The sequence below is a fragment of the Methylobacterium sp. J-043 genome (assembly GCF_022829505.1).
GTDB lineage: Bacteria > Pseudomonadota > Alphaproteobacteria > Rhizobiales > Beijerinckiaceae > Methylobacterium > Methylobacterium extorquens_A.
The window spans coordinates 182424-204927 of sequence record NZ_JAKSYB010000065.1; the positions used below are offsets into that span (position 1 = coordinate 182424).

The following is a 22504-nucleotide window of genomic DNA, read 5'->3' on the forward strand; positions in this document are numbered from 1 at the left end:
GGTTAGGCGGCCCGCATCAGATCGGTCTTTGTCCCGTCCGCCACCTCATCGGTGTGAACCGTGAAGTTGATCAACCGCGCGGCGCCGAAGCTCGTGGAAATCGCGCAATCAGTCGCGTCGCGACCGCGCGCCATGACGATGCGTCCGATCCGCGGCGTGTTGTGGCGGGCATCGAAGGTGTACCAGCGGCCGCCGAGATAGACCTCGAACCATGCCGAAAAGTCCATCGGATCGGCAACCGGCGGCACACCGATGTCGCCGAGATAGCCCGTGCAGTAGCGCGCCGGAATGTTCATGCAGCGGCAGAACGCGATGGCGAGATGTGCGAAATCGCGGCAGACGCCGACCTGCTGCTGATAGCCGTCGCAGGCCGAGCGTGTGGCATCCGCCTTCTGGTAGTCGAAGCGGATGCGCTGGTGCACATAATCGACGATGGCCTGCACCCGCGCCCACCCTTCCGGCGTCTGGCCGAAGAGCGGCCATGCGATCCCGACCAGTTTATCGGTGTCGCAGTAGCGGCTCGCCATGAGGTAGAGCATGACCTCGTCGGGCAGGTCCTGCACCGGAATCTGGGCCGCCTCCGGCGCGGCCGCATCGGGCAGGCCCGTATCGGCGACCAAGAGGTCCGCCGAGATCGTAAGGCGGCCGGGCGGCGCGACGATTCGGGTACAGACGTTGCCGAACGAATCGAGCATCTGCCGCTGCGGAATCGGCGGATCGAAGACGATGGCCTCCGGGCTGCGCAGGTCGCCCTGGCGGGAGGGGTGGAGGCTGAGGAGCAGCGACATTGGCGTTGCAGCATCAGTCTCGAAGGTGATCTCGTAACCAGTCCTGATCAGCATGCGACAGCTCGTGACTTCGATTTTCAATCCCGAAAAATAAAGTTTGCGCGGGATTAATAATTAAGTCTCCGGACTATCACGCGTTCCAGTATCGCGCTGCACAAATGTTTCGCACCACGCCGACTCGAAAGGCAGGCGCCAGGCGGGACGTCGGCGCGCATTGCCGCTGCAGCGCACTCGGCGGTATGGAGGCTTCCATGTGGACCCCTCTCTGGAACCGCCTCGCCCATCCGGGCCACTTCCTGCGCTGGTCGGGTCTGGCCTTGCCCTGGCTCGCAGCGGCTTCGGTCCTGCTCGTCGCCGCCGGGCTGTACCTGACGTTCTTCGTCGTGCCGCCCGACTACCAGCAGGGCGACACCGTTCGGATCATGTACGTCCACGTCCCGGCCGCGATCCTCGGCATGGGCTTTTATGGCGCGATGACGCTTTCGGCGATCGGCACGATGGTCTGGCGCCATCCGCTCGCCGACGTGTCGCAGCGCGCCGCCGCGCCGATCGGTGCGGCCTTCACCCTGATCTGCCTCGTCACCGGCTCGCTCTGGGGCAAGCCGATGTGGGGCACCTACTGGGTCTGGGACGCGCGCCTGACCTCGATGCTGGTGCTGTTCCTGATCTATTGCGGCATCATCGCCCTGTGGCGGACCATCGAGGATCCGAGCCGGGCAGCGCGCGCGGTCTCCATCCTGACGCTGGTCGGCGCGGTGAACCTGCCGATCATCAAGTTCTCGGTGAACTGGTGGTCGACGCTGCATCAACCGGCCTCGATCCTGCGCATGGGCGGCTCTTCCATCGATTCCTCGATGCTCTACCCGCTGCTCGAGATGGTGCTGGCGATGACCCTGCTCGGCGTGACGCTGCACCTTCAGGCGATGCGCACCGAGATCTACCGCCGCCGGGTGCGCACCCTGCTGATCCGGCAGGCGGAGCGGCTCGATGCCGGCGTGCAGGACGCTGCACCGACGACCCGCGCCGCGACGACCCTTCCCGTGGGCCAAGCGATCTAAGTCGATCGATGGGACGATCACTCTGAGACCCGCCATGGAATTCGGACCTTACGCCCCCTTCATCGTCGGTTCCTACGGCTTCGCGGCCCTGGTGCTCGGCGCCCTGGCCCTCAACGGCTGGTGGGACGGGCGGGCGCAGCGCCGCGCGCTCGCCGAGCTGCAGGACGAGCGGGGAGGTCGCTCGTGAGCGCGCAGGCCCCGCAAGCGACCCCACCCGGCACCGGCGAACGCCCTCGCCGCTCGCTCCTCGCGCTGCTGCCGGTGCTCGTCTTCGCCATCTTGGCCGTCACCTTCCTGGTCCGGCTGCGCTCGGGCGCCGATCCTGCGGCGCTGCCCTCGGCGCTGATCGGCAAGCCGGTCCCCGCTTTCGCGCTGGAGCCTGTGCCGGGCCTTCAGGCCGCCGGCCGGCCGGTGCCCGGTTTGTCGAGTGCGGACCTCAAGGGGCAGGTGACCGTCCTCAACATCTTCGCTTCGTGGTGCGCCCCCTGCCAGATCGAGCATCCGATGCTGATGCGGCTTGCGCAGGAGCCCGGCCTTCGCCTCGTCGGCATCGACTACAAGGATCCGGGCGATGCCGGCCGGCGCTGGCTGGAGCGCAACGGTCTCCCCTTCGCGGCGGTCGGTAACGACGCGAGCGGCCGGGCCGGAATCGACCTCGGCGTATACGGCGTACCGGAAACTTTCATCATCGGTCCCGACGGCCGGATCCGCGACAAGCTCGTCGGCATTCTGACGCCGGAAAATTACGCGAGCGTGCTGGAGCGCATCCGCGCCGCCGGACGGACCGCCCCCGTGACCAACTGACCAAGACAAGGGCGCGCGCTTGGAAACCGGGGGGCGGAGGCGTATGCAGCCCCTGTCCGCTTGAAACCGTTCCAAGGTGGTTAAGCGGTGCAACCGTCTGAAATCACCATCAGAAGAGCGCCATGCGGATCGGACTGTTCGTCCCCTGCTACGTCGATGCCTTCGAGCCCGAGGTCGGCATCGCCACGCTGGAACTGTTGGAGCGCTTCGGCCTGACGGTCGAATACCCTTACGATCAGACTTGCTGCGGCCAGCCGATGACCAATACCGGCTGCCATGGGGAGGCCGCCGCGACCGAGGCGCTGTTCGTCAGGAATTTTTCCGGGTTCGACTACGTCGTCGCGCCGTCCGGCTCCTGCGTGCATCAGGTGCGCGAACACCTCACCGCCATCCCGCAGACCGACGAGGTCAAGCATGTGCGGGCCCGGACGTTCGAACTCGTCGAGTTCCTGCATGACGTGCTCAAGATCGAGGATCTTCCCTGGGCGGAGTTCCCGCACAAGGTTGCCTACCATTCGAACTGCAACGCGCTGCGCGGCATCGGCCATGCACGGCCGTCCGAGCTGAACCGGCCGTTCTTCTCCAAGCCGCTCAACCTTCTGAAGAAGGTGAAGGGGGTCGAGATCGTCGATCTGACCCGGCCCGACGAGTGCTGCGGTTTTGGCGGTACCTTCTCGGTGTTCGAGCCCGCGGTCTCGGCCAAGATGGGCTACGACAAGGTGACCGATCAGGCTCGCGCCGGCGCTGAATATGTGGTCTCGGCCGATTCTTCCTGCCTGATGCATCAGAAGGGCTGCGCCGAGCGCCTCGGCGTGCCGCTGAAATACATCCACATCGCCCAGGTGCTGAACGGAGCCGCCGCATGAGCGCCGACGACCTGACCCCGCGCCAGACCGAGGATGTTCTCCACCCCGAGGTGCGCGCGCCCTCCGACGAGAGCGAGCGCGGGCCCGGCGGCGAGCGGCTCCAGCATGCGGAAGCCGCTTCCAAGCCGATCCGTGCCGACGCTCCCCGCGAGCCGCAACCGCGCGGCGCCAAGGTGCGCGGCAACCGGCCGATCGATCAGGCGGAGGCCGCCGAGCGCTTCCTCGCCGCGCCGATGCACCAGAAGGCTCATGACGAGCGCCTCTGGGACGTGCGCCGCAAGCGCGATGTCGCCGCCCACGGCATTCCCGAATGGGAAGAGCTTCGCGAGATCGCCTCGCAGATCAAGACGCACACGCTCACCCATCTCGACCACTACCTCGAACAGTTCGAGGCGGCTGCGAAGGCGAACGGCGTCCATGTCCACTGGGCCGAGGACGGGGCGGAGCACAACCGCATCGTCCTCGATATCCTGCGCAAGCACGGCGCCAAGTCGCTGGTGAAGTCGAAGTCGATGTTGACCGAGGAGTGCGGCTTCCGTCACTTCATGGCAGCCCACGACATCGACGTGATCGAGACCGATCTCGGCGAGCGCATCCAGCAGCTCGATGACGAGGAGCCGAGCCACGTCGTGATGCCGGCAGTTCACAAGACCCGCCTCGATGTCGCCGAGGTGTTCGCCCGGACGCTCGGCACCGATCCCGACAACGACGACGCCCACTACCTCGCCGAGAGCCAGCGCGAGACGACGCGCCCGCTGATCCTCAAGGCCGATGCCGGCCTCACCGGCTGCAACTTCGCCATTGCCGAGACCGGCACGGTGGTCACTTGCACCAACGAGGGCAATGCCGACCTCTCCGGCAACGTGCCGCCCTTGCAGATCCACTCCATCGGCATCGAGAAGGTCATCCCGCGGGTCGAACATCTCGGCGTGTTCATCCGTCTGCTCTCGCGCTCGGCCCTCGGCTCGCCGATCACCCAGTACACCTCGCATTTCCGCGGGCCGCGGTCGGGCACCGAGATGCACATGGTGCTGGTCGATAATGGCCGCTCCGAGCGGCTGGCGATGGAGGAGTTCTGGACCTCGCTCAAATGCATCCGCTGCGGCGCCTGCATGAACACCTGTCCGGTCTACCGGCGCAGCGGTGGCCTCTCCTACGGCGCCACCTATTCCGGGCCGATCGGGCTCATCATCGATCCGACCTTCAACAAGCGGAAATACTCGACCCTTCCGTTCTCCTCGACCATGAACGGCTCCTGCACCAACGTCTGCCCGGTGAAGATCAACATCCACGAGCAGATCTTCGCGTGGCGCAAGGTGCTGGCCGAGGAACACCAGATCCCGCTGCTGAAGCAGGGCATGATGAAGGCAGCGGGCGCCGTGCTGAGCCGTCCGGCCGCGTACCGCGCTGCGATCCAGACCGCCGATTCGGCCCTGCGCGTCCTGCCGCGCTTTGCCGTCTACAACCCGGCCAACACCTGGGGGAAGAAGCGCGAGATGCCCCATGCGCCGCGCCAGAGCTTCCACGCGTGGTACCGCCAGAACCGGATGAAGAAGGGGGGCGACGCATGAGCGCCCGCGAGGCCATCCTCGGCCGGCTCAAGGCCAACCGCCCGGCCGGCTCGTATCCGTTGCCCGATGTGCCGACCTTCGCACCCCTGGTGGGGGACGATCTCGTCGCCGAGTTCGCCGAGCGTCTGGGCAGGATGGGCGGGCGTGTCGAGCGTGCGGGCAGCCCGTCCGATCCCTTCGCCCCGGTGCGCTCGCGCCTGGATGGGGCGGCGGTGATCGCCTCCGCCGTGCCGGAGTTCTCAGGGAACCGCGACCTTGCCGCTGTCGCTGGGCCGACCGAGGTCAACGATGTCGACGTGGCGGTGGTCCGGGCTCGCTTCGGCGTCGCCGAGACCGGCTCGGTGTTGTTCACGCAAGACGACCTGATCGTGAACGCGGTCGCCTATCTTGCCCAGCACCTGATCGTGCTGCTCGACCCCGCCGACATCCTCGTGAACGTCCAGGCCGCCTACAAGCGTCCGGACTTCGGACAGGCGGCCTATGCCGTGCTCCATACCGGCCCATCCGCCACCGCCGACATCGAGGGGGTACTGATTCACGGGGCGCAAGGCGTGCGCTCGCTGACAGTGCTTCTGCTGCAGCGCAAAAAACAAGCAGACTGAAATCGGAGCCGAACGGACCTCTGCGCGTTTGCGGCAAAACGCCTCGCTCGATCGGGGCGTCTTCCTGCAAAGTTCGGAGCCGTCCCCGTGCGATTCAAGCTCGGTTGCAGTCTTGCCTACGAGGTCAAGGCGCCCACCACCTTCATCTTCAACGTCGAAGTCGCGAAGCTGAAAAGCCTCGAAATCGCCAGCGAAAGCCTGACCCTGGCGCCGGACCCGGCACGGCGCGTCTACGTCACGCCGGACCTCAAGAACCGCTATCTCGGCGTCAACGTGCAGCCCGGACCGTTCTCGCTCGAGTACAATGCCGAGGTGGAGCTGACCGTCGTGCGGGCCGACCCGGCGACGATCTCCGAGACGCCCGTCTCCGAACTCCCCCTCGACATCCTCCCCTTCCTCCTGCCGAGCCGCTTCGTCTCGTCGGACCGGCTCGCCGCCTTCGCCCAGGCCGAGTTCGGCAGCCTTCCGAAGGGCCATCAACGGGTCAATGCGATCTGCAACTGGATCCATGACAACATCGCCTATCGGCGCGGCGCGAGCGATGGCGAGACCACGGCCGATGAGAGCCTGCTGATGCGCGCCGGCGTGTGCCGCGACTTCGCCCATCTCGGCACCGCCTTCTGCCGCGGCCTCGGCATCCCGGCCCGGTTTGTGAGCTGCTATGCCTACGGCCTCGTGCCGGGCGACTTCCACGCCGTGTTCGAGGCCTATCTCGACGGGCGCTGGTGGCTGTTCGACGCGACGCGCCAAGCCCATCTCGACGGTCTCGTGCGCATCGGGATCGGACGGGATGCGGCCGAAATCGCCTTCTCCACGCCCTACGGTGACATGCAGCCGACCGGTATGGAGATCCGCATCGATCGCGCCGACGGAGGCCCGGAGCCCATGGAGCGCACGGTCGAGGCGATTTCGACGGAGGAGCCGGCTCCGCATGCCGGAGCGGCCTGAAGGGGACGCCTCATCATCGACGGCTTACCCGGCGAATCCGGTCGGCCGAGCGCAGTATGAAATTTATCTCGTGTGAGGCGGATTAAACGGCATTATTGCTCGTCAAACATATGTTCCAGGCAAGCCTGGACGAATCTCCAAACTCCGCCCGCCCGGCTTCGTCCGCGGCGGGCTTTTTCGTTCTCGGCCGGGCGTCGATTGGCGAATTGCGAAAGCCGTCACGGCGAGCGAGATGCGGTATCATAATACCTCGATTGCAAAAGCCTTCTAGGGATTGCGTTTTTCTCCGCGGGGCGCTCACCGTCTGCCTTGACGCGAACACCGAATCCCCCTAGTGACCCGGCTGTACGCCGCTGCGTCCTCACCCGACGCGGCGGCGCCTTATTTCCAACGTCACCGGCACGGGAATCGGCCATGAAGACCACTTCGCTGAAGCCCGCCGACGTCGACAAGAAGTGGGTCGTGATCGACGCCGAGGGCCTCGTCGTGGGCCGTCTCGCTTCGATCGTGGCGATGCGTCTGCGCGGCAAGCATAAGCCCGCCTATACGCCCCACGTCGATTGCGGCGACCACGTCATCGTCATCAATGCGGACAAGGTGAAGTTCACCGGCCGCAAGTACGACCAGAAGGTCTACTACCACCACACGGGCTATCCGGGCGGCATCAAGGAGCGCTCGGCCAAGTTCATCCTCGAGGGCCGGTTCCCCGAGCGCGTGGTCGAGAAGGCCGTCGAGCGCATGCTGCCGCGCGGCCCGCTCTTCCGCCAGATCCTCGGCCACCTGCGCGTCTACAAGGGTGCCGCGCATCCCCACGAGGCCCAGCAGCCGCAGGCGCTCGACGTCGGCTCCCTCAACCGTAAGAACGTGAGCGCTTGATCATGGCGACCCTTCAGTCTCTCGCCGACCTCAATCGGGCGAACACCCAGACGAGCAACCCCGAGAACGAGGCGCCCGTCCACGTTCAGAAGCTGGACGCCCAGGGCCGCGCCTACGCGACCGGCAAGCGTAAGGACGCGGTCGCCCGCGTCTGGATCAAGCCCGGCAACGGCACTGTGGTCGTCAACGGCCGTCCGGTCGAGACCTACTTCGCCCGTCCGGTGCTGCGCATGATCCTGCGCCAGCCGCTGGAGATCGTGTCCCGTGTCGATCAGTACGACATCACCGTTACGGTGAAGGGTGGCGGTCTCTCCGGTCAGGCCGGCGCCGTGCGCCACGGCCTTTCCAAGGCGCTGACCTACTACGAGCCGGAGCTGCGCTCCTCGCTCAAGCGCGAAGGCTTCCTGACCCGCGACCCGCGCGTCGTCGAGCGCAAGAAGTACGGTCGCAAGAAGGCTCGCCGCAGCTTCCAGTTCTCGAAGCGTTAATCGCTCGATATCAAGCGCGAAAAAGAGGGTGGGGCCGCGAGGCTCCGCCCTTTTTCGTTTTCGGGACCAATGGGGGGGCGTCGCATGAAGAGGGCAGGGAGCCCGAACCGTCCGAGCGATGCAGTGCTGCCAACGGATCGCCGCGCCGTCCTGACCGAGGCCTTGACCCGTCTCGCGCCGCGTCTTCCGGATTTCGAGGCGGAGGCGGTACTGGACCGGGCGTTGCGCAGCCCCGGTCTACGCGGTGCTGTGCCGGAAACGGCAGCGTGGCTCGCCCTGACGGCGTTCACCCGGCACACTTTCACCGAATACGACGACCTCCTCGACGAGGGCTACGACCATGACAGCGCCCGCCACTTCGTTCTCGACGACATGAACGCGAGGCTGGCCGAATGGGGTTGCCGTCGCCGCGTCTCCGACGAGGCTGACCCCGGCGAGAACGGCTTACCCGAAGCGTGAGGGGAGAGCGGATGGTCTCCGCTTGCCGGCCGGCTGCCGCTGGGGCAGGGAGGGCCATCTCAACAGCGGAGACACCCGTCGATGAAGCTCAGCGCGCGCAACGTCCTCAAGGGCAAGGTCGTGTCGGTCGAGAAGGGCTCGACCACGGCCCATGTGAAGATCGAGATCGCCAACGGTCAGGTCATCACCTCGGCCATCACCAACGAGTCGGTCGATTCGCTCGGGCTCAAGGTCGGCGGCGAAGCCTATGCCGTGATCAAAAGCTCCGACGTCATCATCGCCGTCGACTGAGCCGAGTCGGGGTCGACCTTCCAGGCTCACCCCTCGATCGCCAGTGCGATCCCGTGCCGGGCGGTTGCGCCCGGCGCCAGCAGGCGCTGCGAATCGCGGTCCTCCAAGGCGCCTTCGAAGCCGGCCCAGTCGGCGTGTCCGGTCCAGGCTTCCAGCGACAGGAACGGCGCCGTCGGCTTGGTCCAGACCGCGAGATGGGGAAAGTCCTCCATCCGCATGGCGATGGCTCGCCCGCTCGGCGACACGAAGCGCATCGCCCGGCTCCGCGCGTTGAGGAAGACCAGGGCCTCGGTGAACAACTCCGGATCGAGGTCGAGGCGGGCGCCAGCGAGCGTCAACGCGCGCTCACTGCGCACCAGCAGCCCGCCCGCGCCGACCTCCGGGACGAACGGTCGCTCCGCTTCCTCGAAGATAACCGCGTACCCGCCATCGGCGCGACGCTCGCCCCCGGCGAAAGGCCAGGGAAAGGCGGGGTGGAAGCCGAGGCCATAGGGCAGGGCGGTCTCGCCCGGATTCTCGATCCAGATATCGAAGGCCAGCGTCTTGGCTGCGATGCGAGCGTCGATCGTCAGCTGGAACGGGAAGGGGTACTGCGCCCGCGTGGCCACGCTGTCGGTCAGCCGCAGGGAAACCGCGTCCGCGCTTTGGCTGACGACCGCGAAAGGAAGATCGCGGGCAAAGCCGTGCTGGGCCATCGGGTAGCGCCGGCCATCCACCTGAACGCTGCCGTCGGCTGACGCACCGACGACGGGGAAGAGCCAGGGCGCATGCCGGTTCCAGTGTTCCGGATCGCCATTCCAGAGATATTCGCGGCCTTCGACCTGCCAGGAGACCGGCTCGGCGCCGTGCAGCGCGATCCGTGCCGTACTGCTGTCATCCGCACGGATCTCGACCGTCCCGTCCATTGCCCTTGCCCCCGCATGCGTCTGCTTTGCCTCAGAGCGATAGCCGGGCCGGGGCGGGACCGCTACCGGGTCGGCGCCACGACGGCGCTCGCAGGGGAGGGCGAAGCGGTCGGCTCCGCGATTACCTGCGAGGGCGGCCCCGAGGCGACGATCCGTCCGTCCTCGACGACGTGGACCGTGTCGGCCCGGCGCAGCGAGGTCAGACGATGGGCAATCATGATGATCGTGCGTGTGCCGCCCAGCGCGCCGAGCGCCTCCATCACCGCGGCCTCGGTTTCGCCGTCGAGCGCGCTGGTCGCCTCGTCGAACACAATGACATCGGGGTCGTGGTACAGCGCGCGGGCGATGCCGATGCGTTGCCGCTGGCCACCGCTGAGCCGGGCACCACGCTCGCCGACACCGGTGTCGTAGCCCGCGGAGAGGGCTGCGACGAAGTCGTGCGCGCCCGCGAGCCGTGCGGCGCGCTCCACGGCCGCCCGGTCGAGGCTGTCCGGCGGGATGCCGAGAGCGATGTTCTGCGCGATGCTGCCGTCGATCAGGAACACGTCCTGCGGCACGTAACCGATCCGGTTCTGCCACGCCGGTAGGCTGTCGGCATCGAGCGGACGGCCGTCGACCAGGATGCGTCCCCGCGTCGGCGTGAGGATGCCGAGGATCAGGCCCACCAGCGTCGACTTGCCCGAGCCGGTGCGGCCGACGAGGCCGACGGTGGTGTTCGCAGCAATCGTCAGGTCGATGCCGCGCAGGGTCGGACGACCGGGCTCGTAGTCGAACGCGACATCCTCAAGACGGATCGTCTGCGCGAAGGGCAGGCGCTCGGTGGCGCGAAGCCTGCGCTCCCGCTCCCCCGCCAGCGCATCGACGATCAGGCGCACACCGGGCAGGTGAAAGCGCAACTGCGAGACGGATGTGAAGATGTTCTGGAATGCCGGCAGCATGCGGTAACCGGCGAAGGCGAACAGGCCGAGCAGCGGCAGCATGCCGGCGGTGTCGATCCCTTGCGTCAGCGCGAAGAGAACCACGGCGATCACACCGCCGAAGGCGAGCGATTCGATGACGAAGCGCGGCAATTGCCCGGTGACGAGGCTCGAGGCGAGGGCGTGGGCGTAGGAGCGCGCCGGTGCATCAAAGCTGCTCGTGAACGTCTCGGCCCGACCGTAAAGCTTGAGTTCGGTCAGCGCGCCGAAGGTCTCCTGCACCACTCGGTAGCGGCCCTCGTTGCCCGCCACCGCCCGGGTGCCGAGCCGCGAGAGACGGGCCCGCATCACGATGTAGATCGCGATGTAGAGCCCGCCGAAGCCGCCGCCGAGGATCAGCGCGAGCCGGGGTTGATAGGCAATCAGGAAGATCACCACCGCGAGGGCCGAGGCGCCGCGCGAGGCAATCACCATGGCCGGGGTGAGCACGCCGAGGACGAGGCGGTCGGTCTCGCTCAGCACGTTCTTGGCGAGTTCGGCGCTGTTGGCATGCGCGAAGAATAGGCGCTCGCGATCGACGTAGCGGGCGAGTAGACGCCGAGCGAAACCGTAGCCGACGAGGTGGGCGAACAGGAGTTGCGCATAGGCGAAGGCGGCATTCACTGCGCTGGTGAGCAGGATCGCGGCCAGCGCGGCGAACCCAGTCGCGAGCAGGAAGGTGCGGTCGTCGCTGAGCCCCAAGGCGTCGCGAAGGTCGCCGAGATACGGGATCCTCGTGGCCGCGCCGGGATCGCCGACCAGCGTGAGGAACGGCAGCACCGAGGCGACGCCGACCACTTCGAGCAAGGCGGCGAGCCCGAGCCCGAGCCCGAGCAGCAGGAGCCGCCGTCGGTCGTGCCGTCGCATCACCCGCAGGAGATCGAGGAGGGTCCTCAAACAGTCACCGGGGCGAGAGGGGCTGCGATCCGAAGGACCGACGCGCAATCGCGACGACGCCCGGATCGGTCCGCTCCGGGCCGGATGCTTTCGGAGCGCTGCTTAAGTGGTTGATCACAAACGGACCCTGGGCCCATCTGCGTCGAGCGCGGTCTCTAGCATGGCGGGCGGAGGGGGCGTCAAGCGAATGGAGTTCGAGGTGCCCGGGGGTGATGACCGGATCGAACCCCTGACTGAACGGTCGGGTTGGCGAGAGCGATTCGCAACGTTCCGCCAGGGTGCCTCCAGGCTCCGGGGCACTCGTCCGGGGAGCTTGGGAGATAGATGATTCGAATCTCGCGATGACAGGTTCGAGCGGCCGGAACCAGAACCTTGGCGGTACGTTTCGCAAGCATGGAACACTATAGATCCGTCTTCGCCACCACCGCCATCATGGTGTTCGGTCTTCTCGCGACCTCTCCTCTCATGAGAACGCAGAATTCGGCGCCGTCGCCATCGCGTGCCGAAAGCTTGATCATCAGCGGCGCCGAGGCGGCCGATGGATCCACCTGGGCTGATCCACCTCGATACGCTGTCCGTATGGCTGCGGAGCCCGGTGCAGCGAATCCGAGCACGGACGACCGCGGCGGCGTCCCGGCGCCGAAGCCCGCGACCTTCACTCTCTTGTCACCAGAGACGGTCGCGCTCTTGGCGGCCGACGACCTCGTGGGGATCGACACGACTCAGCGCGTGCAAGCCGTGCGGCGTCACCGTGCTGCAAAGGTCGCGACGCGCGTAAGGCCTGCTCCGGCTACCCAGAATTCTAACGCGTTGCCGCCCTCAAGCGCTGGGACGGCTGCAACACAGCCGCAGCAGGCTGCTCGCATCGATCCGATCGGTGACCTCCTGCGGGGGCTGGGGATCGGCCGGGATAGCTGAGAGCGACGTTCCGGCCCGGTTCCGGCCCAAATCCTTCTTTGGCACGCCAATCTGCCGCACGGCACACCCCACCGTTTCCACTCGTTGATTAACAGGACCTGCCTGAATCTGCGCCGTGGAGTAACCGTGATGTTTCTTGCTGCCGCTATCATGCTGATCGGCGCCCTTGGTGCGATCGCCATCACCGTCGCCGGACGGCCAAGCGCCGACCGCTTCCTGAAGTGGTGATGAATCTCTGTGGCACGCGCACGTGCCAGCCAAGACGGTGAAACTTCCCACGCCCATTTCGCGTTATGGCTGCGAAGAGATGACGCGGAGTTCTGGCTGTGGCGGCGATGGTGATGATGGCAGGCGTGATCGGCGCGGCAGGAACGCTCATCTGCCTGATGCCGCGGCTTGACTCGTTTTTCGAGTGGTAAATTACTCACCCGTTTGAGCCACAGTCGTCGTGGAGTTGATTAGGGTATCGCAGTAGATTTATCGGACGTGATTTCATATTCCGCAAATCAATCAGGTTATATAAGTTATATCTGTTAAAGTTTTTTAAAGTCAGATGCCTTCGTTTCTGACTGATGTGATTGATAATATTTTCCCGTTCTTTGTCTCGGCTCAATTCCGTCCCATCGCGTGGGCTTGCGCGTCAAGTTCGTTATGCCAATCCCGATGCGGGAGGGGGGTGAAATCGCCATCCTGTTTCTCGTTGGTGCAAGCAGGCATGGCAGGGAGTTTGAATACCGGCCCATACCATCCGACCATAGTGCGGCTTCCAGCTGGGCGAGGTGAGTCATGTCCGGTAGCCCGACTTGGAACTCGCGGTTCACCTTTCCCTGTTTCGCATCGCTGAACGGCGGGGTTCGTCAGGGCATCTCGGCGGAACCCTACCAGAGTGTCCCGAAAATTGAGGTCGCGGTCATCAAGGAAGTCGGGAATTCCGGCCAGCAACTCGGCTGATCTGACTGGTATTTTGGGCTGTGCTCGTTGCGCGGCGACTGCATCGCCGCTGCCATAGGTAACCGGAAAGCCAGATCCCGGAAGGTGACGGGTGTGGTCGGTCGGTAGCCCAAGGATGTGTGCGGCCGGACACGATTGTAGGTGGTCTGCCGAAGACCGATCACGATCTGCACCTCCTTCAGCGAGCCGAAGATCTTCTGCCTCAGGCACTCGTCACGCAGTTTTCCGTTGAGGCTCTCACAAGATCCGTTCTCCCACGGTGAGACCGGGGCGATGTACTGGATCTTTGGGCCCGTCTCGGCGACCCATTTGCGGAGTGCCTTCGCGATCATCTCAGGGCCGTCGTCGCAACGGATATGCTCCGGGATGCCCTGCAGGCACACCGCGTCGGCCAATGCCTCGATCACGCCCAGGCTGTTGATGCGCCGGGCCACCTTCAGCGCGAGGCAGGCCCGGCTGTGCTCGTCGATCAGCGTCAGGATGCGCAGACTTCGACCGTCCTTGATGTCACGCCGAGTCAGCGGGGCCGGACGCTCAATCCCCGGCGGTGATCGTCGTCCAGTATCCTTAGCCCCCGACTCCCCTTCTGTTCCGCTCCACACCATCGTCCTGCACACATCCGCAACACGTCGACTGGTTGCAAATGGGAATGGTGGGGTAGCAGTGAGGTCTAAGAGCTCAGTTGCCGGAACATTTTGGCTCGCCTCAGAGCCATCACATGGCCTTCAATTTCATTTCTTTAAAGGAGCTTAGTATCCGAAGCAGCGATTGCGACTCTATGGCTTTTCATTTCTGGCGCTGATCAAATTTCAGTAATTTATCGAATCTAACATAGATTTATTATTATTGTCTTGTGTATTTATACAAAATGTTTTATTTATCTATTACCGTGATTCCTTTCGGCATTGCTGGAAATATGATGACGCTGTCGTTAGCCCTGTACAAAGATACGCTGCGCAACCCATGTCCATTTTGCGGAACCGTACATACACAGACAGGCAAGTGGTTTGCAACAGTCGCTAAGTATCAATGCTATCAATGTGATACTACTGTGAAGTTAAGCTATCAGAGAAAAATCGAGATTTTCGCTTTGCACCAGGCGATCAAGGATAATTTAGGGACATAGACCAAATACTGATCGCAATGTTCGTTTGCTGTGTTGCTTTGATCGATTGGATTCCGGTAACGTACCCCATCTGGCGTCCGCAAGGCGTTTGCGACTGAATTTCAGCTTGGAAAGCTGGGCCGCCGCCCTGCACCCTTTGTGGGTGCTCCGTCTGCATCATGCCGCCCGCATCTCGTCGGCCCGCCGGCGGCCATTTGCACGGGAAATGCTAGCCCGGATTGGCGTAGCCCGGCTTTGACATCGTCGCGCGCCGGTCCTCATCTCGTGCACGGCGGAAGGACATCCAAGCGTTCCGGGCCGGTTTCCCTTCCTCCACGAACGCGCAGGTCACCGCGATCGGTACCGCCTGTGCAGCGCAGGGCCGATCGTTCTCAAATCGGCGGGTGCGCAGCTAGGTGTGCAGCGCCTTCGCGGAGCGGCCTGGGTGCTTGGCGAGGTGCGCGGGCATCGGTGCCGGCTGCGCTCACGGCGAGGTCGCAATCGGCGTCGGACAGGGCGACGAGATCTCTCGGCCATGCGCCGGTCCGCATCGAGGCGCCCGCCCTCGGGTAAGGCCGCCCAGAGCTAAGCGAATTGCTCGGCCGTCGCCGCTGTGAGCCGTCCCGGTGGCGATCACACGACGAGGGGGATGCGCTCGGCCGGTGCCGCTGGGGAATGACCCCGGAATTGTTTCTGAACCGCGCCTCCCCCGGGGGGATAGGAAGATTCTTTTCAGACGGTTGAATCGGACGGATCCTCTATGGGGGTGACTCTCCTGTCACCCTCCCCGCTGACAGCGTTGTCACCCGAGCGCACGGCGAGCGCCGCGCCGACGCATGTGTCCAGACGCTCCGCCGGGCGGTGGCCTATGGCTGTGAGCTGCGCAACCCGCTCGCCCGCGAGCTCCGCCCGCCGCCCGACGTACGCCAAGAGCTGGGCACCGTCCGCAGCGTCGGGCCGGTCGTTCTCGACGAGCGCTCAGGCCTGCCGTGGAAGGCGAACCATTTCTCCCGGACTCTCCGGAAGATCGCGCGCAGCTGCGGCTGGCCGGACGTGGTCTGGAACATGGACAGCCGAGCCGGAGCGGTCACGGAGGGCTTTGCCGCCGGCGCCGAGCCAACCGACATGATGCCGACGGCCACGCAAACGCAGCTGCCGACCACGCTTCTCTACAACCGGGACCGGATCGGCCCCACCTCGCGGGTCCACAAGCTGCGCGCGAAGAGCCGTCAGCGTCGTGGCGAGGACTGATAGAAGTGCTGAGGAGAGAACGTCACCGGCATGGGTACCGCAACACAGACCGTCGCACGGTCAGAACGGCAGAGCTGCGGGTGAGGGGATAAGCCGATGGGGCGGCTTGGCAGTTTGATGGTGCCCAGGGACGGAGTCGAACCGCCGACACTGCGATTTTCAGTCGCATGCTCTACCAACTGAGCTACCTGGGCATCCGCCGCGTCGCGCTGCGTCGTCGGCTGGCGGGGGTATAGTGAAGGGTTTTGGGCCTGTCCAGCCTTCCGACAACCGAAGGCGAAGCTTTTTTGCCGGGTGCCGATCTCGATCTCAGTGCGAGCGATTCTCCTCATCCGAACGGGGTGGGTAGGATAGCTCATCCTCCTCCGGCCCTGGGATGACGTAGCGCTCACCGAGCCAGCGTCCGAGGTCGATATCGGCGCAGCGGGCCGAGCAGAATGGCTTGGTTTCGGTCTGGGCCGGCTTGCCGCAGATCGGACAGGGAGCCAGTGCCTTGCCCGCCGCCGTCCTCTTTACCGGCCGATTCATGTCGCTGCTCCCCAGGCGGCCCGCACGGGAAAGCCCTCGCCTTCGAGCAGGCTCATCGTCTCGTACAACGGGAGGCCGACCACTGCGCTGTGCGAGCCGACGAGCTTGATCGCAAAGGCTGCCGCCAAGCCCTGGATGGCGTAGCCGCCGGCCTTGCCGCGCCACTCGCCCGAGGAAAGATAGCCCTCGATCTCGCGGTTCGAGAGGCGCTTGAATCGCACGCGGGTCTCGACCATGCGTTCGCGGCGTCGATCCTTCGGGGACAGGATGCAAACGGCGGTGAAGACGCGATGCGCCCGCCCCGAGAGCAGCCGCAGGCAGTCGGCGGCCTCATCGAGCAGCTCGGCCTTGGGCAGTACGCGGCGACCGACGGCGACTACGGTGTCGGCTGAGACGAGATAAGCGTCGCGCAAGTCGTCCCGACGGCGCGCCGCAACCTGGGCTACCTCCAGCTTTTCCCGGGCGAGGCGACGAGCCAGGTCACGGGGCGATTCGGATTTCCGGGGGGTCTCGTCGATATCGGCGGGCAACAGTGCATCCGGCTCGATTCCGACTTGTTGCAGCAGGGCCAGCCGGCGCGGAGAGGCCGAGGCCAGCACGAGGGGCGGTCGTGCAGGCGCCCCGGAAACCTGCGGCTTCAGGGCGTCGGAGGTGAGAAGCTCGTTCATCGGCGAGGTCTTACGCCCAAGCCCGGTGGCACCGCAACGCGGTCTCGGCCATCAGACGGCATCCAAGAGCTTGCCAAGGGCAAGGCGTCCGTCTAAGACCCGGCACATTCCATCGGGCGTCGATGCGACGAGGCCGGATGCGACGCCGCAATAGCTCAGCTGGTAGAGCACCTCATTCGTAATGAGGGGGTCGGGGGTTCGAATCCCTCTTGCGGCACCACTTTTTAGCTTTGCTCTGCTTGCCGAAACCCTGCTCCGGTAAGTACCATGACTGAATCCCCCACCGTCCGCGAACTGTTCAAGGCCAAGGCCGTCACCGACGACGAGGTGAACGCGGCCGTCGATGCATATCTCGCTGAGTGCAGCACCACCGCCCACCCGATCGCCGACGGCTACAGCCTCGATCTCGCTCCGGCTTTCGCCGGGGATGGCTGGGCGAGCTAGGTCGTCGCCCACCCCGAGTCGAGCCCTGGCCTGAAGCGTGGCCTCACCCGCACGGCGATCCTGCTGGCGCGGGCACAAAAGGCTTGATCATGCGGAGCATCGTCGAGATGAGCAACGACAGTGCCGCGGCCATAAGCGACGGCGGCAAGGATCTGGCGGACCTGCTGGCCCGTGCGCTCATGACGGGAAGCGATGCGGCTTGGGACAGGCTGCGGCCGTATGGGATCAGCCTATTCGTCGACTGTCACCCAACCGAGCCAGCGAAGGTCGTCGTTGGTGGACGCGAGATCGTGGTCCGGTAGGCCGATGACTGAGGCCGCGGACCAATTCGGCGCTGTGCTGCGCGGTCCGCTCCAAATCGCGCAGTGCCTCAGTCTGGACGAGGCGACCGTACGGAAGATCTACAACGCCGTCGGACGCGAGGCCATGGCAACAAGCGCCAGCGATGACGACCGCATGGCCCAGGTGCGGAAACGGATGCTTGGGGCCGCTACGTGAACGATGGCGCTCCGTGTTGCGACAAGCAAAAGGAGCGAAGTCGCGATATCCTGGTAGGGCGCATGGCTCGCCAATCAATCTTAGTGCACTTCCCACTTAGATCCATTGCAAAAAAGTGGCGCTGCGATCGAGCCTCCACCGGAGAAATTCGTTTGCCGATAGGTAGGAGTAGCATCTAAGTCTGTCACGACAACAAAACTTCCCTTCGTCTCTGGGTTGCATGAAAACAATTTTGTGACGATATACTGTGCAGGCTTGAATGAGCCAGCGGCAACTGAGAGACCATTTCCAACAGTGGCATGTCCCGCGATGTGCGAATTACCACTGATAGTCTCGCCAGATGATGTGATCTTCCCGACAGGATCTACGTTCCATCCTTGACCCTGAACCTGACTGTCCGAATAGCGACCCTCTAGCTGAAGTCCCACTCTGGACGAGCCGGTATGGCGGAACCCTATGCCAGCGCCTCCGTAGCTATTGAAGCTAATTGCTGACGCGGACCCATCGGTAAATGCGGAGCCGGGATGTGCTCCTTGGTTCATGTAGCCGTTGTGCGATTCTGTGAGGTCGAGGACTGTGTTGTCACGGGCAAGTGAAGCACAGCAGATTTCGATTCCATTCACTACCGAGGTGCTTCCAGCCAACGGTTGGTCGTACTGGCCAATACCAATCGCCTTAGAGGACCGATTTGGACCTCCCATGAAGATCTGGAGAGCCGTAGCCGTCGGACCGGCCGGATCACCCGCGTAGTCGCCCCAGTAGTTGTTAAGATCCAGCTCTAGTGTAAATGCAGTTTTCTTCGGACCACCGCTTGCTATCTGATGGGCGAAGGCTCCGGTCCAGGCGGCACCTGATTTAGCCTCCTGATAAGTCATCAGGGCAAGATTTGTCTTCCCCCCGTTGCCTGGACTATAACTAGGTTCGTAACGCCAGACTACACCGCCGTCGATTATGTTTTCTGATGTACCCACTGGGCCTAACCCGACAGCGGCAGTCTTTCCGTAGTAAGACCTTGAGCTGCCTCGGGGTTTGACGCGGTACATCTTGCCTCCGTCGTTGAGGCAAGTTCCGCCCTCTGGATAAAACGTGTTTCTTCTGCAAGCCTCAGGAAAGCCAGTCGCAAAACGAGCGTTCAAAAGGGTGCCATACTCACCCTTGTTGCTATCGCCAGTTGGCGAGAAGTAGCGCACCATCTGCGCCCGAGTTAAGTCCTGATCAAGTCCATGAAATGGGCCAAGGATCGGCTCGGCCTGGAGTGGTGCGTCGTCACCGGTCATAAAGATTCCATTGCTCGGAACGGACGAGATTAGATCGAGCGGCTGCTCATTCCCGATCACTCTGAGAGATCGTTGAACGCCCGGCTCCGTAGCTTCCGGCTCGCCACGCGAAGGGTCCCGAACCGGCGCTTTGGCAGGAGCGGCATCATCCGGGGTTAGCGAGTGCGGGGCACTGTCGTTCGGAGATCCACGATTTGGTTGTTGCTGAGGTGCAACACGAACCTGCGCAAGGGCGCTCGCGGTCAAAAGCAGCAGGACCAGGCTGGCTGACGGAAACGCCGATGCGAAGCCGTGGGATAGGTGCGACCTCATTTGCTCGCCTCTCCTTGCATGACGCGCCGGGATCCGTCGCTAAAGGTTTTCTGGATCTGCGATGTCGCCATTAGGAGCAACAGCGAGGCAGCACGCAAAATGCGCCTGCAGCGTAGCGACCCTGGCGGGCAGAGTTAATTTCGACCATAAGGCAGGCGGCCAACCGCCGGGGGCAGAATGATCACCGACGAGCAAATCATTAATTTTTGCAACACCTTTCTCGCGTCAGGTCCCACCGAACGTCGCGAAATGGCCAATGAAGTGATTGAGAGGGCGGATGAGCCTGATTTCGAGTATTTTGCTGCGCGGGCAATCTATCTATTGCGCCTACAACAGCGCTTGGATGATGCAGAAGTTATCGTTGGCCCACTAATTCCCTGCAGGAAATATCAAGATCAAGCGCTTTGGGAGCTAGGATACGCCTTTGGCGTAGCAGGGCAGCCGGACCGATCGATTGGTTATTTGAATAAGTCAGTCGCCGTTGATCCGCAGCCTCATCGTCTTTTGTGGCTTGCCGTTCAACTTGCGATTTCTAAACAAGATGCTGAGGCACGCGCCGTTCTGACGCGTGTACAGCGAGAGCATCCAGCAGTTGAGCGTGAGGTCGCGATCCATCGTCAGTTTTTCTCCGTGTTGAAGACGTACGACCGCTCGGAAGCGCAACGGCTCCTCCTAGAAGTGCGCGCGCGCTTCGCAAGTTGGTCGGTCTCCGACTTGGAAGCGGACATTCGTGCAGCGCTGGACGCGGGGCGACCATACTTGCTTCTGCGACTTGGAGACGGCGAAGGTGCTTGCATCCGCCTAGGCGCTGAAGACGAGGCAAACAACAGAGATTATTATCGAGCGAACCGCGATGAGTTTGCTGAGATTTGGTTCAAAGACACATCGGTGCTCGACCGCCCAGAATTTCTGGCGGCACTCGACAAATTTAATTCAGCCATAGGCCAAGCCGACGCGATCGGCGGAAGCATGTACGAGGCTGCTATACAGACCGAGTACGACTATGCCTCGCGTCGTGGTATTGCGTGGGTAGTGAACGTGATGCGAAAGCTCCTAGCATTCGCAGACCAAAAGCCGGACTGGGCTAAAAATGTTCCAGTCTACTCACTCACCATTCATTACGACTTGCTGCTGAGCGGCGCACTGGCTCGATTGCTGGAAAAGCGGCCACTCGTAGGGGTTATTTCATGCCAAGACGCTTTGCCATCGGCACTACAGAGAACTTACGGAATCGGTCGCGTTGATCTGATCAAGACGCCAGGCGAGCAAATCCATGCCGGTACACTTGGTGCAAGCGCTGTAGCAGGCCGCCACTGGCCTGACCGATTTAACGAAATAATAGAGAAGCTTAGCGTTCCGACTGATCGAAAAGGCCAGTTATGGCTTGTTGCTGCCGGCATGCTCGGCAAAATTTACGCTGCAAAGCTAAAAGAACAAGGCGCTGTCGTTATTGATATCGGCGCTGTTGCGGATTTGTGGATGGGTAAAGTCACGCGCTCGTTTCCTGATTTGCCTTCTGAAGTCAAGCTTAAATTGGAGCAGAGCATGCTAACATTGGTCGACGTGGGTGGGCTTGGTGGGCTTGGTGAAGAATGGCTGCCGCATCTTAGCTCGGTCCGCGCAGTTCTCTTCGAGCCCAATCCATCTGAAGCAGCGATGGCACGAGCGAAGTTGGAGTCATGTCGCGACGGTATCGTTGTAGAGCGAGCGCTCGGCAATCGCGCTGAAAAGCGCACACTGCACGTCACCCGCAGCCTGGGCTGCACATCGCTTTTAGATCCAAACAACAAGCTGCTTCAGCCATATACAATTGCGCCAGCATTTCGCGTCATGCACGAAATCGAGGTTGAGTGCGAGCGGTACGATACGCTGATGGCTAATGGCGAAGTGCCACAACCTGATGCTATCAAGATCGATGTACAGGGGTTCGATTATCAAGTTCTGGAGGGCTTCGGAAATGCCCTTAATGAGTGCCTGGGGGTCAAAGTCGAGGCGCATTTCAGGCCGATCTATCATGGGCAAAAGCTGCTCCACGATATGGTCGATCTCCTTTCGCGGGCTGGTCTGAATCTGAGACGTCTTCAGCCTGTCGATCACTTCGATGGAGACATCGTCGAGGTTGACGCTTGGTTCACGTGCTCGCCTGAGAGAGCGGCGGCCCTATCGGAGGAGCGTGCAGCAAAGCTCGCATTCATCGAGAAGGTTTGGGAGATACCGCCCCGTCGACTTTCCTTCGGAGCCGATCAGTTTTCCTAGGCCGCGCTGGGGTGTGCCGAGAAGTCAGGCACGAAAAAAAGCCCCGAGGCCGAAGCCCCGGGGCGGTGTGTGGACAGGCGTGAATAGCAGGGATCACTCGGCCCAGCGGCCCGGCGGCCCGGCGGCCCGGCGGCCCGTGATCGCCTGGAGCATCGCTCGGCGGGTCGCGGCCATCTCCTCGCGCATCGAAGTCACGAGGTCGTCAATGCGGCGCTCCATTCGGGTGATCACGTCGCCGGTCACGTAGGTGCGCGCGACTTCGACCTTGGAGCTGTGCAAGGCCTCGTTCTACGCCGCGACTTGGATCTTCACTGCGCCATATCGATGATCAGCGGTGAAACGGCCGCCGCGGTCCCGCCCTCCACCTTGCTGGTGAGCTAATCGACGCCCTTCAGGAGCGTGACGGCGAACAGGGCGAACGCGATCACCTGCACCCAGGTGATCGGGCCGGGCGCGAGGAACGAGGTGTCCATAGGATCAGGCCTTCAGCAGGCGGGCGGCTCTGGCGCGAGTTAGATGTTTGATCCCAGGGTTTGAAGGTGCACTCTTCACACTGGAGTGCAGGGACGCGCTATGGGCCAGGTTCTTCACGGCAGCGCCACGACGACTGAGACGATCCGTCGACCTCCGGCAATCGGCTGATCCTATGGCGCTGCAGGTAGCGATGCAGCGACGAGCGGGTCAGGTGCGGGATCGTGGCCTGCAGCGCGTAGAGGCAGTCGTCCAGCGGCAGGAGCGTGTGACGCCGAAAGGCGACCACCACCGCTTCGTCTTCGGGTGACAGCAC

Annotated in this window: 21 protein-coding genes, 2 tRNA genes and 3 pseudogenes; 16 read left to right on the top strand and 10 right to left on the bottom strand. The window is 63.5% G+C overall.

The features are described 5' to 3' along the window. Positions 1–2: 2 nt before the first annotated feature. On the bottom strand, positions 3–842 hold the full coding sequence (locus MKK50_RS22040) for a transglutaminase-like domain-containing protein (RefSeq protein WP_499025308.1): 840 nt from the start codon (positions 840–842) through the stop codon (positions 3–5). A 197-nt stretch (positions 843–1039) separates the two neighbouring features. Between MKK50_RS22040 and MKK50_RS22045 the strand changes: the two genes are divergently transcribed. The 11 genes from MKK50_RS22045 to MKK50_RS22095 all read left to right on the top strand — a co-directional run bounded on the left by MKK50_RS22045 (position 1040) and on the right by MKK50_RS22095 (position 8751). Further along, on the top strand, positions 1040–1846 hold the full coding sequence (locus MKK50_RS22045; RefSeq protein ID WP_499025309.1) for a heme ABC transporter permease: 807 nt from the start codon (positions 1040–1042) through the stop codon (positions 1844–1846). Positions 1847–1880: 34 nt separating this feature from the next. Continuing rightward, the gene (gene ccmD / locus MKK50_RS22050; RefSeq protein ID WP_056192892.1) at positions 1881–2033 is read left to right on the top strand and encodes a heme exporter protein CcmD; all 153 of its coding nucleotides are present in this window, start codon (positions 1881–1883) and stop codon (positions 2031–2033) included. Further along, the gene (locus MKK50_RS22055) at positions 2030–2650 is read left to right on the top strand and encodes a DsbE family thiol:disulfide interchange protein (protein ID WP_253372074.1); all 621 of its coding nucleotides are present in this window, start codon (positions 2030–2032) and stop codon (positions 2648–2650) included. The genes ccmD and MKK50_RS22055 overlap by 4 nt, the downstream gene beginning before the upstream one ends. Positions 2651–2772: 122 nt before the next feature. After that, entirely contained in the window at positions 2773–3516 is a 744-nt protein-coding gene (locus MKK50_RS22060; protein ID WP_253372072.1) for a (Fe-S)-binding protein, read from the top strand. Next, positions 3513–5087: a lactate utilization protein B gene (locus tag MKK50_RS22065; RefSeq protein ID WP_499025314.1), complete on the top strand. Its 1575-nt coding sequence runs from the start codon at positions 3513–3515 to the stop codon at positions 5085–5087. The genes MKK50_RS22060 and MKK50_RS22065 overlap by 4 nt, the downstream gene beginning before the upstream one ends. Beyond that, complete coding sequence (locus tag MKK50_RS22070; RefSeq protein WP_499025316.1) at positions 5084–5689, top strand: LutC/YkgG family protein; 606 nt, start codon at positions 5084–5086, stop codon at positions 5687–5689. Before MKK50_RS22065 ends, MKK50_RS22070 begins: the two co-directional genes overlap by 4 nt. Positions 5690–5776: 87 nt before the next feature. Then, positions 5777–6637 carry a transglutaminase-like domain-containing protein gene (locus MKK50_RS22075; protein WP_499025317.1) on the top strand — a complete coding sequence of 287 codons (861 nt, stop codon included), beginning with the start codon at positions 5777–5779 and terminating at the stop codon, positions 6635–6637. 414 nt (positions 6638–7051) lie between these two features. After that, positions 7052–7513: a 50S ribosomal protein L13 gene (gene rplM, locus MKK50_RS22080; RefSeq protein WP_004446860.1), complete on the top strand. Its 462-nt coding sequence runs from the start codon at positions 7052–7054 to the stop codon at positions 7511–7513. A 2-nt stretch (positions 7514–7515) separates the two neighbouring features. Next, entirely contained in the window at positions 7516–8001 is a 486-nt protein-coding gene (rpsI, locus tag MKK50_RS22085) for a 30S ribosomal protein S9 (RefSeq protein WP_004446858.1), read from the top strand. 84 nt (positions 8002–8085) lie between these two features. Further along, the gene (locus tag MKK50_RS22090; protein ID WP_499025319.1) at positions 8086–8460 is read left to right on the top strand and encodes a DUF2293 domain-containing protein; all 375 of its coding nucleotides are present in this window, start codon (positions 8086–8088) and stop codon (positions 8458–8460) included. 81 nt (positions 8461–8541) lie between these two features. Then, on the top strand, positions 8542–8751 hold the full coding sequence (locus tag MKK50_RS22095) for a TOBE domain-containing protein (RefSeq protein WP_253372064.1): 210 nt from the start codon (positions 8542–8544) through the stop codon (positions 8749–8751). A gap of 26 nt (positions 8752–8777) precedes the next feature. On the opposite strand, the gene MKK50_RS22100 is transcribed toward MKK50_RS22095, so the two are convergent. The 3 genes and pseudogenes from MKK50_RS22100 to MKK50_RS22110 form a co-directional block, all read right to left on the bottom strand. After that, positions 8778–9656, bottom strand: a complete 879-nt coding sequence (locus tag MKK50_RS22100) for an aldose 1-epimerase family protein (RefSeq protein WP_499025320.1) — start codon at positions 9654–9656, stop codon at positions 8778–8780. Positions 9657–9718: 62 nt separating this feature from the next. Beyond that, positions 9719–11509 (bottom strand): ABC transporter ATP-binding protein, encoded by a 1791-nt coding sequence (locus MKK50_RS22105; protein ID WP_499025322.1) that lies wholly within the window; start codon positions 11507–11509, stop codon positions 9719–9721. A 1907-nt stretch (positions 11510–13416) separates the two neighbouring features. After that, positions 13417–13878, bottom strand: a pseudogene (locus MKK50_RS22110) (integrase core domain-containing protein); the annotation flags it as partial. Positions 13879–15344: 1466 nt separating this feature from the next. Between MKK50_RS22110 and MKK50_RS22115 the strand changes: the two are divergent. After that, complete coding sequence (locus tag MKK50_RS22115; protein WP_499025324.1) at positions 15345–15734, top strand: hypothetical protein; 390 nt, start codon at positions 15345–15347, stop codon at positions 15732–15734. Between the two features lie 118 nt (positions 15735–15852). Here the strand turns inward: MKK50_RS22115 and MKK50_RS22120 are convergent. The 3 genes from MKK50_RS22120 to MKK50_RS22130 form a co-directional block, all read right to left on the bottom strand. Then, a tRNA-Phe gene (locus MKK50_RS22120) sits at positions 15853–15928 on the bottom strand. Positions 15929–16043: 115 nt separating this feature from the next. Then, positions 16044–16262 carry a DNA gyrase inhibitor YacG gene (gene yacG / locus MKK50_RS22125; RefSeq protein WP_499025325.1) on the bottom strand — a complete coding sequence of 73 codons (219 nt, stop codon included), beginning with the start codon at positions 16260–16262 and terminating at the stop codon, positions 16044–16046. Then, a complete protein-coding gene (locus MKK50_RS22130; RefSeq protein WP_499025328.1) occupies positions 16259–16930 on the bottom strand; it encodes a Maf-like protein in 672 nt (223 codons plus the stop codon). The genes yacG and MKK50_RS22130 overlap by 4 nt, the downstream gene beginning before the upstream one ends. A 144-nt stretch (positions 16931–17074) precedes the next feature. Between MKK50_RS22130 and MKK50_RS22135 the strand changes: the two genes are divergently transcribed. The 3 genes and pseudogenes from MKK50_RS22135 to MKK50_RS22145 all read left to right on the top strand — a co-directional run bounded on the left by MKK50_RS22135 (position 17075) and on the right by MKK50_RS22145 (position 17676). Then, a tRNA-Thr gene (locus MKK50_RS22135) sits at positions 17075–17150 on the top strand. 47 nt (positions 17151–17197) lie between these two features. Beyond that, positions 17198–17461, top strand: a pseudogene (locus MKK50_RS22140) (hypothetical protein). 2 nt (positions 17462–17463) lie between these two features. After that, positions 17464–17676 (top strand): hypothetical protein, encoded by a 213-nt coding sequence (locus MKK50_RS22145; protein ID WP_499025329.1) that lies wholly within the window; start codon positions 17464–17466, stop codon positions 17674–17676. Between the two features lie 276 nt (positions 17677–17952). Here MKK50_RS22145 and MKK50_RS22150 read toward each other — a convergent pair whose 3' ends face one another. Next, positions 17953–19149: a hypothetical protein gene (locus tag MKK50_RS22150; protein ID WP_499025331.1), complete on the bottom strand. Its 1197-nt coding sequence runs from the start codon at positions 19147–19149 to the stop codon at positions 17953–17955. Between the two features lie 489 nt (positions 19150–19638). On the opposite strand from MKK50_RS22150, the gene MKK50_RS22155 reads away from it, so the two are divergent. Continuing rightward, positions 19639–21717: an FkbM family methyltransferase gene (locus MKK50_RS22155; protein ID WP_499025332.1), complete on the top strand. Its 2079-nt coding sequence runs from the start codon at positions 19639–19641 to the stop codon at positions 21715–21717. Positions 21718–21810: 93 nt separating this feature from the next. On the opposite strand, the gene MKK50_RS22160 is transcribed toward MKK50_RS22155, so the two are convergent. Together MKK50_RS22160 and MKK50_RS22165 are read right to left on the bottom strand one after the other, a co-directional pair. Then, positions 21811–21996, bottom strand: a complete 186-nt coding sequence (locus MKK50_RS22160; protein ID WP_499025335.1) for a hypothetical protein — start codon at positions 21994–21996, stop codon at positions 21811–21813. 316 nt (positions 21997–22312) lie between these two features. Next, positions 22313–22504 (bottom strand): annotated as a pseudogene (locus tag MKK50_RS22165) (IS481 family transposase); the annotation flags it as partial.

What these genes read in the sequence shown, in the direction of transcription:
- MKK50_RS22100 (WP_499025320.1), bottom strand. Translation starts at nt 9,656, where the DNA reads ATGGACGGGACGGTCGAGATCCGTGCGGATGACAGCAGTACGGCACGG.
- rpsI (WP_004446858.1), top strand. Translation starts at nt 7,516, where the DNA reads ATGGCGACCCTTCAGTCTCTCGCCGACCTCAATCGGGCGAACACCCAG.
- MKK50_RS22070 (WP_499025316.1), top strand. Translation starts at nt 5,084, where the DNA reads ATGAGCGCCCGCGAGGCCATCCTCGGCCGGCTCAAGGCCAACCGCCCG.
- MKK50_RS22060 (WP_253372072.1), top strand. Translation starts at nt 2,773, where the DNA reads ATGCGGATCGGACTGTTCGTCCCCTGCTACGTCGATGCCTTCGAGCCC.
- ccmD (WP_056192892.1), top strand. Translation starts at nt 1,881, where the DNA reads ATGGAATTCGGACCTTACGCCCCCTTCATCGTCGGTTCCTACGGCTTC.
- MKK50_RS22130 (WP_499025328.1), bottom strand. Translation starts at nt 16,930, where the DNA reads ATGAACGAGCTTCTCACCTCCGACGCCCTGAAGCCGCAGGTTTCCGGG.
- MKK50_RS22095 (WP_253372064.1), top strand. Translation starts at nt 8,542, where the DNA reads ATGAAGCTCAGCGCGCGCAACGTCCTCAAGGGCAAGGTCGTGTCGGTC.
- yacG (WP_499025325.1), bottom strand. Translation starts at nt 16,262, where the DNA reads ATGAATCGGCCGGTAAAGAGGACGGCGGCGGGCAAGGCACTGGCTCCC.
- MKK50_RS22045 (WP_499025309.1), top strand. Translation starts at nt 1,040, where the DNA reads ATGTGGACCCCTCTCTGGAACCGCCTCGCCCATCCGGGCCACTTCCTG.
- MKK50_RS22090 (WP_499025319.1), top strand. Translation starts at nt 8,086, where the DNA reads ATGAAGAGGGCAGGGAGCCCGAACCGTCCGAGCGATGCAGTGCTGCCA.
- MKK50_RS22040 (WP_499025308.1), bottom strand. Translation starts at nt 842, where the DNA reads ATGCTGATCAGGACTGGTTACGAGATCACCTTCGAGACTGATGCTGCA.
- MKK50_RS22150 (WP_499025331.1), bottom strand. Translation starts at nt 19,149, where the DNA reads ATGACCGGTGACGACGCACCACTCCAGGCCGAGCCGATCCTTGGCCCA.
- MKK50_RS22145 (WP_499025329.1), top strand. Translation starts at nt 17,464, where the DNA reads ATGCGGAGCATCGTCGAGATGAGCAACGACAGTGCCGCGGCCATAAGC.
- MKK50_RS22155 (WP_499025332.1), top strand. Translation starts at nt 19,639, where the DNA reads ATGATCACCGACGAGCAAATCATTAATTTTTGCAACACCTTTCTCGCG.
- MKK50_RS22065 (WP_499025314.1), top strand. Translation starts at nt 3,513, where the DNA reads ATGAGCGCCGACGACCTGACCCCGCGCCAGACCGAGGATGTTCTCCAC.
- rplM (WP_004446860.1), top strand. Translation starts at nt 7,052, where the DNA reads ATGAAGACCACTTCGCTGAAGCCCGCCGACGTCGACAAGAAGTGGGTC.